Source organism: Leptolyngbya sp. CCNP1308, from assembly GCF_034932455.1.
In the GTDB taxonomy this organism is placed as follows: Bacteria; Cyanobacteriota; Cyanobacteriia; order Phormidesmidales; family Phormidesmidaceae; genus Nodosilinea.
Genome location: NZ_JAYGIH010000005.1, coordinates 26118 through 38992, shown reverse-complemented (window position 1 = coordinate 38992; position 12875 = coordinate 26118). Strand labels below are relative to the sequence as shown.

General features: G+C 58.5%; 13 protein-coding genes, 1 tRNA gene and 1 other annotated feature (1 of these 15 only partly in view). Of the genes, 4 read left to right on the top strand and 10 right to left on the bottom strand.

Translation table 11 applies throughout. The features are described from left to right. Positions 1–139: a sequence feature (ribosomal protein L10 leader region), on the bottom strand (it extends 20 nt beyond the left edge of the window). Positions 140–182: 43 nt separating this feature from the next. From rplA to rplS, 6 genes are all read right to left on the bottom strand, one after another. Beyond that, the gene (gene rplA / locus VB780_RS04005) at positions 183–899 is read right to left on the bottom strand and encodes a 50S ribosomal protein L1 (RefSeq protein WP_323349851.1); all 717 of its coding nucleotides are present in this window, start codon (positions 897–899) and stop codon (positions 183–185) included. Positions 900–992: 93 nt separating this feature from the next. Further along, complete coding sequence (rplK, locus tag VB780_RS04000) at positions 993–1418, bottom strand: 50S ribosomal protein L11 (RefSeq protein WP_323349850.1); 426 nt, start codon at positions 1416–1418, stop codon at positions 993–995. A 3-nt stretch (positions 1419–1421) separates the two neighbouring features. Beyond that, entirely contained in the window at positions 1422–2129 is a 708-nt protein-coding gene (gene nusG / locus VB780_RS03995; protein ID WP_323349849.1) for a transcription termination/antitermination protein NusG, read from the bottom strand. After that, positions 2129–2353: a preprotein translocase subunit SecE gene (secE, locus tag VB780_RS03990; protein ID WP_416349198.1), complete on the bottom strand. Its 225-nt coding sequence runs from the start codon at positions 2351–2353 to the stop codon at positions 2129–2131. Before secE ends, nusG begins: the two co-directional genes overlap by 1 nt. A gap of 235 nt (positions 2354–2588) precedes the next feature. After that, a tRNA-Trp gene (locus VB780_RS03985) sits at positions 2589–2661 on the bottom strand. Positions 2662–2706: 45 nt separating this feature from the next. Continuing rightward, positions 2707–3072: a 50S ribosomal protein L19 gene (rplS, locus tag VB780_RS03980; protein ID WP_323349847.1), complete on the bottom strand. Its 366-nt coding sequence runs from the start codon at positions 3070–3072 to the stop codon at positions 2707–2709. A gap of 194 nt (positions 3073–3266) precedes the next feature. Here rplS and VB780_RS03975 point away from each other — a divergent pair, with 194 nt between their 5' ends. From VB780_RS03975 to VB780_RS03965, 3 genes are all read left to right on the top strand, one after another. Further along, a complete protein-coding gene (locus tag VB780_RS03975) occupies positions 3267–5519 on the top strand; it encodes a GAF domain-containing protein (protein ID WP_323349846.1) in 2253 nt (750 codons plus the stop codon). A gap of 74 nt (positions 5520–5593) precedes the next feature. Then, on the top strand, positions 5594–6250 hold the full coding sequence (locus VB780_RS03970; protein WP_323349845.1) for a DUF2301 domain-containing membrane protein: 657 nt from the start codon (positions 5594–5596) through the stop codon (positions 6248–6250). A 190-nt stretch (positions 6251–6440) separates the two neighbouring features. Beyond that, the gene (locus VB780_RS03965) at positions 6441–6884 is read left to right on the top strand and encodes a hypothetical protein (protein WP_323349844.1); all 444 of its coding nucleotides are present in this window, start codon (positions 6441–6443) and stop codon (positions 6882–6884) included. A 39-nt stretch (positions 6885–6923) separates the two neighbouring features. Here the strand turns inward: VB780_RS03965 and VB780_RS03960 are convergent, their stop codons facing one another. Then, positions 6924–8348 carry an MFS transporter gene (locus tag VB780_RS03960; protein WP_323349843.1) on the bottom strand — a complete coding sequence of 475 codons (1425 nt, stop codon included), beginning with the start codon at positions 8346–8348 and terminating at the stop codon, positions 6924–6926. A 245-nt stretch (positions 8349–8593) separates the two neighbouring features. Between VB780_RS03960 and VB780_RS03955 the strand changes: the two genes are divergently transcribed. Next, the gene (locus VB780_RS03955) at positions 8594–9124 is read left to right on the top strand and encodes a phosphoribosyltransferase (RefSeq protein WP_323349842.1); all 531 of its coding nucleotides are present in this window, start codon (positions 8594–8596) and stop codon (positions 9122–9124) included. Here the strand turns inward: VB780_RS03955 and VB780_RS03950 are convergent. From VB780_RS03950 to VB780_RS03940, 3 genes are all read right to left on the bottom strand, one after another. Next, positions 9090–10256 (bottom strand): tetratricopeptide repeat protein, encoded by a 1167-nt coding sequence (locus VB780_RS03950; RefSeq protein WP_323349841.1) that lies wholly within the window; start codon positions 10254–10256, stop codon positions 9090–9092. The genes VB780_RS03955 and VB780_RS03950 overlap by 35 nt on opposite strands. Positions 10257–10461: 205 nt before the next feature. Beyond that, positions 10462–11085, bottom strand: a complete 624-nt coding sequence (locus tag VB780_RS03945; protein ID WP_323349840.1) for a hypothetical protein — start codon at positions 11083–11085, stop codon at positions 10462–10464. A 103-nt stretch (positions 11086–11188) separates the two neighbouring features. Next, positions 11189–12832 (bottom strand): CHAT domain-containing protein, encoded by a 1644-nt coding sequence (locus VB780_RS03940; RefSeq protein ID WP_323349839.1) that lies wholly within the window; start codon positions 12830–12832, stop codon positions 11189–11191. Positions 12833–12875: the final 43 nt, after the last annotated feature.

The window sequence follows — 12875 nt, the reverse complement described above, 5'->3', positions numbered from 1 at the left end:
GACAGCTATGCCGGGGTAGACCAACAACCAGAAGTGCTCAGCTTAGGCAAGAGCACCATAGTCATTCATGTCAACCTCGGCAGGGTTTATGCAGCGCTGGGCTAGCACCTGCTGTCTCTGGTCATCTATGAAGTTGTAAGGGGTTTTGTCAGTGGGCGTAACTCCTGGTTGGGCAAAACTTGTTAGGAAACCGCATCGGCCAGTTTAAAGTCGCGCAGGGCGTTCACGTCAAGGCGAATAGACGGCCCCATGGTGGGGGCGATCGCTACGGTTCTCCAATAGCGACCCTTAGCCCCAGACGGGCGGTTGCGGTCAACGCACTCTTGCAGCGCTTTAAGGTTGACCAGCAAATCTTCAGCGCTGAAGTCGGCCTTGCCAAACATAACATGAACAATGCCTGTTTTGTCGGCGCGAAACTCTAATTTACCCGCTTTAAACTCATCAATTGCCTTAGCCAGGTCAAAGGTCACGGTGCCACCCTTGGGGGAGGGCATCAGGCCGCGGGGGCCGAGTTGACGACCGAGCTTGGCTACCTGGGGCATCACGTCGGGGGTAGCAATCAGAACGTCAAAGTCCATCATGCCCTTCTGAATTTCGTCAATGAGCTCTTCAGACCCTGCCAGGTCAGCTCCAGCAGCGGTGGCCTCAGCCACTTTTTCACCCTTGGCGATCACGGCGACCCGGATGGTCTGGCCGGTGCCCTTGGGCAAAATAACCGTGGTACGCAGTTGTTGGTCGGTGTACTTGGGGTCGATACCGAGGCGAATGTGGGCCTCAGCCGACTCAACAAACTTAGCCGTAGAAATTTCTTTGAGCAACTCCAGAGCCTCCAGTGGCTCGTAGAGGCGATCTTCTATCTTCGCCTGGGCATCGCGCAGGCGCTTGGATACTTTAACCATGGTGATCTCCTTGGGGTCAAACGAAGCAACGCCTCTTCCCCGTACTGTGGACAAGTGAAATTTAAGCTACCGCGAACACTCTAGAGCAACAGCCTAGCCAGAAACGGTAACGCCCATGTTGCGAGCAGTGCCCTCAACAATGTTCATGGCCGCCTCGATGTCGTTGGCGTTGAGGTCGGGCATTTTGGTTTCGGCAATCTCTTGCAGCTGAGCCCGAGTGATGGAGCCCACTTTCTTAGTGCGAGGTTCGCCCGAACCTCGCTCGATACCAGCTGCCTTTTTAATCAATACCGAGGCCGGTGGCGTTTTAAGAATAAAGGTAAAGCTACGGTCTTCAAAAACCGAGATTTCAACCGGTATCACCAGACCCACTTTCTCCTGGGTACGGGCGTTGTACTCTTTGCAGAAGGCCATGATGTTAACCCCATGCTGACCCAGTGCCGGGCCGACAGGGGGAGCCGGGTTAGCCTTTCCAGCGGGAAGTGCCAGCTTGATCAGCGCTACAACTTTCTTAGCCATTAATTAACTCTCTTTTTCCACTTGGTTAAATTCCAGCTCGACTGGGGTGTCGCGCCCAAAGATCGATAGCAGAGCCTTCAGCTTGCTGCGTTCGGGGCTGACTTCCACCACCTCTCCCTCAAAATCTTTGAAGGGGCCGGAGAGCACGGTAATTTTGTCTCCGGGGGCCATATCGACTTTGATGACCGGCTTTTGCTCTTCGGTGCGCTTGAAAATTCGCTTCACCTCGCTCATGCCCAGGGGCATGGGCTTGACGTGGCCACGACCGCGCCCATAAGCGCGACGCTGCTCAGCACCCACAAAGTTAATGACGTGGGGGGTGTTTTTAACCACCGACCAAGCCTCGTCATCCATGTACATACGCACCAAGACGTAGCCTGGGAAGACTTTTTCGTCAATGTTTTGGCGGCTACCATCTTTGCGGAGCTTAACCGCTGGCGTCTGGGGAATCTCGACCTGGAAAATACGGTTGATCACGTCTAACGTGCCAATACGCTGCTCCAGGTTGAGCTTGACGCGCTTTTCACATCCAGAGGCGACCTGCACGGCGTACCACCGAGCTTTGCGCTGGTAATAACGGGCCGCTTCGCCATCGTTACCGTCCTCTGAAACCGTCCCAGAATCGCCCTCTAGAGGTTCTTGCTCTAGATCGCTATCTAAGGGCTCGTCGAGGGGCTCGTCGTAGTTGAAGTCTTCTTCAGTTACCGCCATTAAAATACTTGCCCCGAAACCCACCCAAACAGCCGGTCAACCAGATAAATCAGCGTTGCGGAAAGGCTAACCATGAGAATAACGGCGGCAGACTCACTGATAAGCTGCTGCCGACTGGGCCAAACCACTTTTCCCAGCTCTTCTTTAGTGCCCTGCAAGAAGGCACCTACACTAAAGCCCTGCTCAGCAGCCTGGGCGTCTGCGGCCTTACCCTTAGACTCTATTGCGGCGTCTTTTTTTACCACTGGCTTGGCTCCTGTTGGCGCTTATCCACACTGACTAACGGGAAAGCATGAGCCTACAAACCGGCTCAGCTGACCTAAAGAAACATTGGATCGGCGGAGGACTAAGGGCTCCTGGTTTAGTTACGAGTCAAGGGCAGTGACAAGCCCCGCCGCCTGGGCCAAACCTGGGGTCTAAGGCCTAAAAGCTTTGGGAGTTGTCGCTGCCGCTACTCAGCGCGCCCTGGAGGACTCGAACCCCCGACATCGGGTTTTGGAGACCCGCGTTCTACCAACTGAACTAAGGACGCATGAAACCAGGCGCTACTTTAGCACCGCTGCCCAATATTCCAATTCTAATTGATTGGGCGATCAAAACGCTGCTTCAGGCGAGTGGCCTTACCGACGCGATCGCGCAGGTAGTAAAGCTTGGCTCGCCGAGCCTTACCCCGACGCAGCACAGCAATGCTGGCTACCTTGGGCGCGTGGAGCAGAAAAACTCGCTCAACGCCGACCCCCTGAAAAATCTTTCGCACCGTGATGGAGCGATTGATGCCGCCATTGCGCATGGCAATAACAGTGCCCTCGTAGGGCTGAATCCGCTCTTTGCCACCCTCTTGAATGCGTACGCCAACACGAATGGTGTCACCGACGTAGATGGTGGGAAGGTCGGTCTTTAACTGCTCCGCCTCAATTGAGCGGATAATTTCCTCTGCGTTCATAGGGCCTGCAAATGTGCACGGTCTACGATTATAGACCATAGGAGGTGCTAAGCAAATAGCTGGGTACAATATTTTTCTGCAATGGATTTTTGTGGGGCGGACTGGGTATTCTCTAGCGGCTCTGGGCATAGTGTTTATAGAGCATGCGCCCCGTTTTGCCAAGGTTGCTGTTACTGAAATCTTCCTAAGCCCCCATGGTTATGTCTATGCTGCCCCTTGACCCGATGCCTCAGGGAGAGCGGCCTCAACCTGAGGTCGCCGACGCTGCCCTGAGGGAGGTGCTTGATGCGATCGCGACGCCGATCTGGATCACAGATGAGCACTACCGCCAGCACTTTTGCAACCGAGCCTGGACGGTTTTGCTGGGGGCCGAGGGGCTGGCGGGTGCCGACAACCTAGGCACCGAGGACTTGCCGCCGGAGGTTGGCCAGCCGCTGCTGACGGCGGGACAGCGGACGCTGGCTAGCGGCGATGAGCAAATCACCGTGGTCGAAATGACCGATGCCGCGGGCGATCGCCGCCGCCTACGGGCCACCGTGCGGCGATTTGGGGCAGACAGCAGTGAGCCTCGGCTGCTGGTCAGCCTTCAGGATGTGACTCCGCTGCACGCAGTAGAGCAAACGCTGCAACGCCAGTCTGAGCGAGAGCGGCTGCTGGGGGCGATCGCCCAGCACCTGCTGCAATCGCTGAACTCTGAAGATTTATTGCAAACGACGGTCAATGAGGTGCGCCGCTTTTTGCGCATTGACCGGGTGCTGTTCTACAGCTTTGACCCTGACTACAACGGGGTGGTGGCGGAGTCGGCCAGCGGTGCGATGGCGATCTCAGGGGATGTCCAGACAGATCTCAGCTTTATTCCTGCGGATCTGATGCGCTATCGCCAGGGTGAGATGGAGGTGATCGACGACATTGCCACCGCCCACCTGCCGCCAGCCTACTTGGCTAAGTTTGACCAGGCCAAGGTGAAGGCCTGCCTGATTATGCCAATCGTTCAGGGAGACGCCCTCTATGGACTGGTGTGTGCCTTAAATTGCAGCGGCCCCCGGCCTTGGGCGGCCTGGGAAATTGAGACCCTGCGGGAGGTGTCTACCCAAGTGGGGGGGGCGATCAAGCAGGCCCGCCTCTATAACCAGGTGCAGCGACTGAATACTGACCTAGAGCAGCAGGTGGCCCAGCGCACCGAGGAGTTGCAGACCGCCCTAGAGTTTGAGGCGACGCTAAAGCGCATCACCGACCGGGTGCGCGACAGCCTAGATGTGAATCAAATCATGCTGACGGCGGTGAAGGAGCTGACCGAGGCTCTGGATGTGAAGGGATCCAATACCTCGCTCTACGACCTGGAGCAGGGCACTTCGACCATCTATTACGAGTACAACAGCTCTAGCCCGTCTTACCAGGGGCGAGTTGCCCAGATGGAGGCCTTTCCGGAGGTGTACCATCAGCTGCTGGATGGTCAGTATTTTCAGTTTTGCTCGGTGGAGCCTAACCCAGTGCGGGGCTACGTGGCCATGCTGGCCTGCCCAGTAGTGGACGATCGGGGCGTGCTGGGGGATCTGTGGCTGATCAACGATCGCGACTACGGCTTCAACGACCTTGAAATTCGCCTGGTACAGCAGGTGGCGAACCAGTGCGCGATCGCCATTCGTCAGGCCCGACTGTACCAGGCGGCCCAGTCTCAGGTGGCTGAGCTAGAGCGGCTCAATACTTTAAAGGACGACTTTCTCAGCACGGTTTCCCACGAGTTGCGCACCCCGGTAACTAGCATGCGGGTAGCGCTGCAACTGCTGGGGGTTACCTTAAACCAGGAATTTGACCTCACCGCCGACCTGCAAAAGCCCAAGACCGAACAGACGCGGATTGGGCGCTACTACAGCATTCTGCAGGAGGAGTGCGAGCGTGAGATCAGCCTGATCAATGACCTGCTCGATCTCCAGCGCCTAGACGTGGGCAATCACCCCATTCAGCCCGAGCCCATTTTACTGGAAACCTGGCTAGCGGGCTGGATTGACAGTTTTGTGACCCGCGCCAAGAGTCGTAACCAAACCCTGCGGCTAATGACGCCTTCGATTCTGCCGGTGTTGTACACCGACCTGGCCAGCCTAGAGCGAGTGCTGGCCGAACTGCTGAATAATGCCTGTAAATACACTCCGCCGGGGGAATACATCACCTTAGAGGTGCTGCCCCATCCGGACGATGCCAGCGATCGGGTGTGTCTGGCGCTGACCAACACCGGGGTGACAATTCCGGCGGCAGAGATGACGCGGATTTTTGACAAGTTTTATCGGGTGCCCAGCGCCGACCCCTGGAAGCAGGGGGGCACCGGTCTAGGGCTGGCCCTGGTGAAAAAGCTGGTCACGCACCTGGGGGGAGATATTGCGGTGGCCAGCGATGCCAGCCAAACCTGCTTTACGATTACTCTACCTACCCAGCCTGCCCTAACTCGATAAGCCCTAACTCGATAAGATAAAGACACGGGTTAACCGTAGATTTCTTTACTGGACAAACGGCAATGGACAGCGCTATGAATGAGACCCCCCTGCCGCCTCCGGTGATCTATACCGGGCAATTTGGCGACTACACCATCACCCAGAGCGATCGCCGAGGGGTAGTGCTATACCGTAGCGGCCTCATGGTGGCGGCGGTGGCGTTTGGCTTAGGGACTGTTCTAGCGCTGGGGTTTAACCAAAACCCTGGCCTGGTGCAAGCCATCAGTGTGCTCTACACGCTGTTTTGGCTTGGGTTAGGGCTGAGCCTGGCCACCATTCACATCTATCTGGTGCCGCTGCATCGGTTGCTGCAAGGGGTTTGGCTAGTGGGAGGGCTGGCGTCGCTGATCTTCTCCCACGCCATTGACGGCCCCCTGGCTCAAACGGTGGTGGATACGCCTGGGGTGCTGTGGGGGATTGGGTTTACCTTTGTGGCCCTGACCGGTATTTTTTTCAAGGAAGCCTTCTGTTTTGACCGTTTAGAGACCAAACTGCTGACGCTGCTGGTGCCACTGCTGCTGCTAGGTCACCTGTTTGACGTGCTGCCCTGGGCGGCAAAGCAGGGACTGCTGGCAGCCTGGGCCGTTTTGTTTGGGGTGTTTGCCCTGCGCAAGGCTGTGCAGCCCCTGGTGCCCGACATTGGCGATAAGTCGGTTTTTGTCTACCTAAAGCAGCAGCGCTCAAATGCCTGATCCATTTAGTTAATCCCTTTGTAACGGTGGCTTAGGGATTAATTCATCGATTCGCCTCCGCATTTATACTGAGGATACGTCTATGGGCGAACCTGGCAGGCCTACGACCTGCTAGGGATGTTGTGCTGGCGGGAGGTGGCGGCTTAGGAGGCTCACTTTCTTCGGCAGATCCTTATTCCCCTGGAGTACTATGAGCAACATCTCTGGCCCTATGGCAGCCCTGCCCCCTGCGAAATCTGCGGCGGGGTTGAACGCGCCTGGTCTAGAGCAGACGCACCCCGGTTTAGGTACAGAGTCACTGAAAGCTGACCCATGGGTTAAGGCTCTGTTTAGCTATAGCCAGACTGCGGTGGCCAGAGAGCGATCGCCCAGTCCCCGACCAGAGCTGACACCCGCTAAACCATCAATCACTGGTGATCATGCCGCAGGGTTCTATTCTCTGGCGGATACTGCACCTCAGCTGGCCAACCCACTGGCTCCGCTGCGCGATCGCGCAGCGCTGACCGAAATCTTCACCCACGCCCATATGGCCGCCATAGAGGCCGATATTTTGAATCGCCTCAGCTACCTGGTGCCCGAACCCCCATGGGAGGTGGAACCCTACGAGTTTCTGCGGGAGCTTCTAGAACTCTAGCAGGGGCAAAAACGGCTATGCCTAATCTGGTTAGGCATTTCAAACACTTGAGTCGTCCCTATCGTTCTGTCCCTGGTTGTGATCGCGCTCAGCCAGTTGCAGCAGCATTTCTTGGTGCATTTGGCGGGTGATGGGGTAAAAGCGGGTTAGTAGTATTGACATAGCCAGCAGCACCATCGGTACTGGGCCAATAAAAATGCGAATCGCCAGTAGGGCCGACTCGGGCTGCACCGTCGCCTCGCTGATAAACCCCGAAAATTGCAGGGCCAGGCTGACCAAAAACAGCCCCAGGGCCAAGCCCACCTTTTGCAGCAGCGTCATAAAAGCGTAGAAAATACCTTCTCTCCGCTGGCCGGTTTTGATCTCGTCTAGCTCAATCACATCGGGCAGCATGGCCCAGGGCACCACATAGGCGGTGGCCACCCCAAAGCTAATCACAATGCACAACAGGTAGAGCGCCGCCACCTGCCCCGGCTGCACAAAGAACAGCGCAATCTGGGCAATGATCCAGGTGCCGATGCCGATGTAAAACACCTCCTGCTTGCCGAGACGGCGGCTGAGATAGTTCACCACCACCATCATCAAAATGGCGGTGCCCTGCACCAGCAGCGCCGCCAAAAAGTAAGAGTCAAGCCCCATCCAAAAGGTGGCGTAGAAGGGAATGATGCTGGCGGTCATCTGTAGGGCCAGCCAGGCAAACAGGTAGATACCGACCACAAACACAAAGGCCCGGTTGGCAAACACCACTTTAATCTGCTGGAGAAAGGGCAGCGCTACTTCGTCCGTAGGGCCGGGCTGAAGGGCGTTGCGCTGCACCGCGTAGGGATAGGTGCCCCACACGCACCACAGCAGCGGCAGCACCGATAGCACCGCACAGATGCCTCCTAGGACTAAGTACTGCTGGCGCTGGTCAGCAATCACCTGGGTGATCACCAGGCCGAGGCCGAGAGCGGCGATCGCCCCAAACAGCGACGACCCCAGCCGAAAGGCCGTCAGCTCAGTACGCTCGTCGTAGTCTTTGGTCAGTTCGGCGGTGAGGGTGGTATAGGGCAGGTTCACCACCGTATAAAACACCTGAAACAGCAGCGACATTACTACGTAGTACCAAAACCGGGCGGTGTCGCTCTCCCACCCCGGCACCACCCAGGTCAGAAAAAACGTCACCCCAAACGGAATCGCCCCCAGCACAATCCAAGGGTAACGGCGGCCCCAGCGGGTGCGGGTTTTGTCGCTCAGGTAGCCAATGAACGGGTCATTCACCGCATCCCAAATGCGCCCGATCGCCAGTACCGACCCCGCCGCCACCGGGCTCAGGCCCGCCGCTGTCGTCAAAAAAATCAAAAACGAAAACGCCAGCAGGTTGGCGGTCATCCCTGGCCCAATATCGCCGGCTCCAAAGGCCAGCTTGCCCCAGAGGGAAAACTTGGCGGGAGCAGCGGCGGCGGAAGGCACGTTAGAAGCCATAGATTACCTGCTTAGTGAATTCACACTCGATACTCGATCGATGAAACGGCAACAGCTCGGGGGATCACCATTCCCAAGGCGTCCTCAGTGTATTATTTCCCCATCGCCTACTGCTCTACGCCGAGTCCAGCTTAGGAACTGTAGCGCTTCCCTAGGCAAAACTCTACACTTGGGCTTAAATCACTTGGGCTTAAACCGGACTGAGCCTAGCGGCCGGCTGGGGGCTACTCCAAAGGAGGATGGATATGGCTGATTTTTACGTAACCTGGGACGACTACCACCGAGATATTGAAAAGCTGGCGATTCAGATCTATGAGTCGGGCTGGGAATTCAACCAAATTGTCTGCCTGGCCAAGGGTGGGCTGCGGATTGGCGATACCCTCTGTCGGCTATTCGATGTGCCTCTGGCGATTTTGTCCACTGCCTCCTACGGCGGGGCCGATGGCCGCACCCGAGGGTCGATTACCTTTTCTCGCGATCTGAGCATGACCACCCCCAGCCTGGGCAGCCAGGTGCTGATCGTCGATGACCTAGTGGACTCGGGCTACAGCCTGAAGAAATCCCTGGCCTGGCTGCATCACAAATACGGCTTCTACATTGAAGATGTGCGGACAGCGGTGCTGTGGTACAAAGCCGAATCGATCGTCAAGCCTGACTATCACGTGGTCTACCTGCCCGACAATCCCTGGATTCATCAGCCCTTTGAGCGCTACGAAACCATGAGCCCGGCCGAGTTGGCGGCTAGTCATCAGCCTCAGCCGGAACCGGCGGCTTAGCTAGCTCAGCCGGGGCCGCCGAGGCTTCGGGCGGGCCGTAGAAACGTTGGTAGCCCCAGTAGCCCACCACCATCGTGGCCAACGTTAGGGAAATAATGCCTCCGGCGCGGCACAGCCCATGAATGGCCCTAGAGGCTCGCAGGGCGCTGAGGTAGTCGCCCTGCTGGTAGGCCTGGCGCAGGTTCATGGCGTAGGCCAGGGCCGGAATCCCCAGGGGCGGAAAAATCACGAAGGCAGTCAGCAGCACTCGATGCCACCGGGTTGGGGGGCAGGGCTGGCCTTGAAACACCTTGTAGTGGCCCCGCCACTCAACCACCGACTGGTCTTGCACCTGACCGGTGAGGTCGAAGCTATAGATGTCATCCATTTGCCAGCCGATGAGCAGGGCGCGAATTTGCTCAGGCAGGGTGAAATAGTTTAGACCTACTCCCACGGGGCGATGGATCTGAATGCGCAGACGGTCATCCTGGTGCTCGACTTCAACGCTAATTTGCCTTAGCCCCAGCTCCGCCTGCAAGCGTTGGGAGAGGGCGCGATCGCGGTCAACCTGCTGTAGCTGGTGCAGCTTCAGCCGTGCCTGGGCAAGGTTGAGATCGTTGCAGAGAGCCAGTTCCCAGTCGTGGGCGGCGGCGGCGGACTGGCCCAGCTGCTCGTGGGCATGGCCTCGGTGCAGATATGCCTCGGCCAGGTTGGGGTTGGTAGCAATGGCGGCGTCAAAATCGGCCAGGGCGGCGGCATAGTTTTGCTGCCGAAAGTGCAGCAGCCCCCGGTTGTAGTGGATCAGAGCATGGCCGGGCTGGTGCTGGAGCCCCTGCTGCCAGTCGGACAGGGCCAGGTCGTCTTGCCCCTGCTGGCAGTGGAGCAGGCCGCGATTGCCGTAGGCGCGCACGTTGGCAGGGTCAAGGGCGATCGCAGCTGTAAACTGCTCCAGCGCCGCCGCCGTATTCCCGATTTGCCAGTGGGCCTTGCCCAGCTCAATGTGAATATTGGCCGGATGGGGAGCGTGGTCTAGGGCCTGGGGCAACACCGCGATCGCGGCCTCGATATTGCCCTTGCGAATTTGGGTTAAAGCCTGCCGATAGCAATAGCGAGCCTGCTGACGACGTAGCCAGGGGGTTAGGTAAAGTCCCATAAAACTTAAAAATAGGGGGGCGAAGAAAAGCAACTATCCCCATGGTTCCCCAGGAAACTGCCCCTGTCAGTGAAGCGTTACGATCTCGTAACGGGGTCTTTGGTCGCGGTAGCCGCTGCCCTATAGAGTCGCTGACCGGCAGCCGCGATCGCCCCTCTCAACAGAAAGATTTGCAGAAAAAAGCAGGGTTTGCAGAAAAATTCGCCTACAGCGACTCGCTGCCCTCGACCTGGGCCATCTTAAGGGCCACCGAAGCCACGGTCAGGGTGAGGCGCGCCCGCTCCAGATCAGAGAGTGAGGCCCAGTCGGTGGCCGGAATTGCCCGCAGGTTAAGCTCTAAAATTTCGCCCCGGCCATCGCGAAGAGAGTAGGCCAGAGGACGCGCCAGTACCGCCAAATCGTCGGCGTTCCAGCCGGGCAGAATGTCATCGACGCACTGTACCAGCTGCTCGATGAGGGGTTGGCCACTGCGGGCCAGGGCCGTAGCCGAGGTCGCCAGACTGTGCAGCAGCGCGCTGGGCACACGACTCTGGAACTGTCGCAGATGCTCAAGCACCGAGCTGACCGCTGGAGAAACTTCTATGCTGCCCATCTGGGTCGCCATCTGGGCGGCCAGAACTTGCCATCCTGCGGCGATCGCGGTAGTCAGCTCTCCATCGTCTACGGCGTCAAACTCTGTCTCTAGGCGGGCTAGATAGCCCTCGGCCTCGGGGGCCAGCGGCTGCCAGGGGTACCCGGTTTCGGGGGTGAGAATACTGGCAAGCAGATCGTGTTCGGTGGCCATAGCGGGCTCAGAGGCGGAGTTAGAAGACGGGGAGGACTGGTTCATAGCGTTAACTACAGATGCACAAGAGGGATAACAAAGCCTGATGACTGTGGATACAATGCGCTGCGGGGAGATTCCGTACAGAGTGAACCATTTTCTGATTTTCCTAGCAGGGCGGGGACGATTTGGGGTTACCCTCCAGGGTAAATTCCATCAGCTCGCCCTCCGGACTGCCAAACCGAATGGCCGTACCCAGAGTCAGGGGCACCTCATCCCGGTGAACGTGGTGCCAGCCGTGGTTGTCAAAGTAGTACGAGCCATAGCGGGAGCGATCGCGCAGGTAATAGTAGGTCTCCTGTACGCCATTCTCAAACTGGGTGCGGCAAAAAATTTCGGCGTGCTGCCCCGAGACCCAGGGTTCTAAAATTACCAGGTCGTTGTCGGGCAGTCGCCCCACCCGCAGGTAGCCGTCGTAGAGCCGCCACAGGCGGGTGGGGGTAGCCAGACAGCGCAGCACAACCGCTTGGGTCATGCGCAGATCTTGTCCCGGCAGCTGGGTCACGGCCAGGGCCGCCTCGCGCAGCAGATGTCCACCAAACTGGGGGTGTTGATACAGCACCGGTAGCGTCCAGGCCGGATGATTAAAGCGGTAGGCCGTCAGCAGATGTTGCCGAGCCAGGGCCACCGCCTGAGCGACCGGCTGGCGTTCGGCCAGACCTCGAGCTAGCACCTGAATGAAACTCAGCGCTTCCTCATCGGCAATGGAGTCGCGCATGGCCAGCACCGCCGGTACCCCATGGTGCAGCAGCACCTCCGCCAGGCTGCTGCGGGGAATCACCTGCTGCTGTTTCAGATCGGGCTGAGCCCCCCAGCAGGTGTTGAACACCGCCAGGCGAATGCCGTTGCGGGCCAGGCCCTGGGCCAGCTCTGTGCCGCTGAGGCTGCCTCCCTCCCGGCGCAAAAACAGCAGTCCACCGTCGGGGGCCGGCACCCCGTGGCCCGCGTAAAAGAACACGTTGAAGTAGCCGGTTTCTAGCGCTGTGAGCAGGGTTTTAGCGTCGGGTTCTAGCAGGGTCTGCACTTGGCAAACCACTGGGTTAGCCCCTTGGTAGCTGAGGCGAGAGGCGCTCAGCTCTAGCAGCTGTTTCAGAGCTTCAGCCTCCTGGGGCAGCTGCAGAACCTGCTCGGTGCCTCCGGCATTGGTGCCGGGGTCGTCTTGGCCCAGCACCAGTAAAATTCTCAGCGAGGTGTCTAGCTCGGCCTCGGGCAGCGGCTCGACGGCGCTGGCGGTGCGGCTAAACAACACCTGCGGCCCCAGCGACAGGGCCGGGCAGCCGGGCTGGGGCTGCATAATTTCCCAGGGCAGGCTAATGAGTTCGGGCGGGCGCACCTCCAGCCGCAGCTTGAGCGGTCGATTTTGGCCGATCGCCATGCCCAGACTGCGCTCTAGGGTCTGGCGAATGGGGCCGTCAAACAGCCACTCCCACAGGCTCACCCCTAGCCCCTGCATCAGCCGCCCGGTGTAGCCCCCGGCTTCCGCTGCCGGAGCCACCCGATCGAGCAGGTCGTCGAGGTGAAACTGCGGCACGTAGGCCGAGGGCACGTGGGGCACCTGGGGCAGCCCCCGCAGCGAAAAAAACTGCTGCCAACTCTCCCAAATTTGAGCCATCTGGCTATCCCAGAGGCGATCGTGGTGGGCGTAGCCACCGGGGAATGGGCTCTCTAGCACCCAAATTGCGTAGTGAGTAGAGTCGGCCTGGGTGAGGCGATCGATGGCAAGGCACAGGGTGAGGTCATCGGACGACGGCATAGGCAAGCCTAGGGCAGTAGAGCCAAAGAAGAGTATAGGCGCG

What these genes read in the sequence shown, in the direction of transcription:
- rplA (WP_323349851.1), bottom strand. Translation starts at nt 899, where the DNA reads ATGGTTAAAGTATCCAAGCGCCTGCGCGATGCCCAGGCGAAGATAGAA.
- rplK (WP_323349850.1), bottom strand. Translation starts at nt 1,418, where the DNA reads ATGGCTAAGAAAGTTGTAGCGCTGATCAAGCTGGCACTTCCCGCTGGA.
- nusG (WP_323349849.1), bottom strand. Translation starts at nt 2,129, where the DNA reads ATGGCGGTAACTGAAGAAGACTTCAACTACGACGAGCCCCTCGACGAG.
- rplS (WP_323349847.1), bottom strand. Translation starts at nt 3,072, where the DNA reads ATGAACGCAGAGGAAATTATCCGCTCAATTGAGGCGGAGCAGTTAAAG.
- VB780_RS03975 (WP_323349846.1), top strand. Translation starts at nt 3,267, where the DNA reads ATGGTTATGTCTATGCTGCCCCTTGACCCGATGCCTCAGGGAGAGCGG.
- VB780_RS03970 (WP_323349845.1), top strand. Translation starts at nt 5,594, where the DNA reads ATGAATGAGACCCCCCTGCCGCCTCCGGTGATCTATACCGGGCAATTT.
- VB780_RS03965 (WP_323349844.1), top strand. Translation starts at nt 6,441, where the DNA reads ATGAGCAACATCTCTGGCCCTATGGCAGCCCTGCCCCCTGCGAAATCT.
- VB780_RS03960 (WP_323349843.1), bottom strand. Translation starts at nt 8,348, where the DNA reads ATGGCTTCTAACGTGCCTTCCGCCGCCGCTGCTCCCGCCAAGTTTTCC.
- VB780_RS03955 (WP_323349842.1), top strand. Translation starts at nt 8,594, where the DNA reads ATGGCTGATTTTTACGTAACCTGGGACGACTACCACCGAGATATTGAA.
- VB780_RS03950 (WP_323349841.1), bottom strand. Translation starts at nt 10,256, where the DNA reads ATGGGACTTTACCTAACCCCCTGGCTACGTCGTCAGCAGGCTCGCTAT.
- VB780_RS03945 (WP_323349840.1), bottom strand. Translation starts at nt 11,085, where the DNA reads ATGAACCAGTCCTCCCCGTCTTCTAACTCCGCCTCTGAGCCCGCTATG.
- VB780_RS03940 (WP_323349839.1), bottom strand. Translation starts at nt 12,832, where the DNA reads ATGCCGTCGTCCGATGACCTCACCCTGTGCCTTGCCATCGATCGCCTC.